General features: G+C 70.0%; 1 pseudogene. It reads left to right on the top strand.

The window, feature by feature from the left end:
• Positions 1-24: 24 nt before the first annotated feature.
• Positions 25-1,100, top strand: a pseudogene (locus AB0M20_RS45225) (hypothetical protein); the annotation flags it as partial.

Below are 1,100 nucleotides of genomic sequence, written 5' to 3'. Positions count from 1 at the left end.
GCCTACACGTACTCGGCAAGCGACATGAGCGTCGGGGACGTGGACGGCGACGGGCGCTACGAGTACGTGGTCAAGTGGGACCCGTCCAACTCCAAGGACGTCTCGCAGGTCGGGTACACCGGCAACGTCTACGTCGACACGTACGAGCTGGACGGCCGGCTGCGGTACCGGGTCGACCTCGGGGTGAACATCCGCGCCGGCGCGCACTACACGCAGTTCCTCGTCTACGACTTCGACGGCGACGGCCGGGCCGAGATCATGATGAAGACCGCGCCCGGCACGAAGGTCACCCGCGGCGGGCACGACCGGTACGTGACGATGCCGCGGGAGGACGTCCGCGCCGGGTACTCGCACACCGACGACTACCGGATGAGCGCGGCGGACTACTACCGGCACGTCGTGGAGATGTTCCTCGGCTGGCACCGGCATCCCGAGGTGGTGGCGGGCCGGTGGCCGGCGACCGTCGAGGAGGCGCTGGGGCGCGCGCCCACGTACCCGTATCCGCTCAGCCGGACCGACGCCGAAGCCCTCACCGACTACTTCATGGACGTGTACGCGCCGGCGCGGAGCGCGCGCAACAACCTGCGCGCCTTCGCCGGATTCATCGTCGACGGGCCGGAATACCTGACCGTCTTCGAGGGCGCGACCGGCCGCGAGCTGCAGACCGTCCGCTACCGGCCCGGCCGGCACGACGACGGCCTGATGTGGGGCGACTACGCGATGGCGCGGATCGAGCCGGGCAATCGGGTCGACCGCTTCCTGGCCGGGGTGGCGTATCTCGACGGCCGGCACCCGTCTGCGGTGTTCGCCCGCGGCTACTACACGCGCTCGACGATGGTCGCCTACCGCTGGAACGGACGCCGGCTCGTCGAGGACTGGTACGTCGACAGCGGCTGGACACCGATGACCAACCCGTTCAACGACGCCCCGCACGGGCGCGACGGCACCGACCCCTCCTTCGCCACCATCACGACGCAGGGTTTCCATTCGCTCAGCGCGGCCGACGTGGACGCGGACGGGCGGCAGGAGATCGTGTACGGGTCGGCCACCATCGACGACGACGGCAGCCTGCTCTACTCGTCGTTCGACGTGCTGCCGCC

The organism is Actinoplanes sp. NPDC051633, assembly GCF_040681735.1.
In the GTDB taxonomy this organism is placed as follows: Bacteria; Actinomycetota; Actinomycetes; order Mycobacteriales; family Micromonosporaceae; genus Actinoplanes.
Note: the sequence above shows the minus strand (reverse complement) of the source record. Positions and strands in the feature narration are given on the sequence as shown.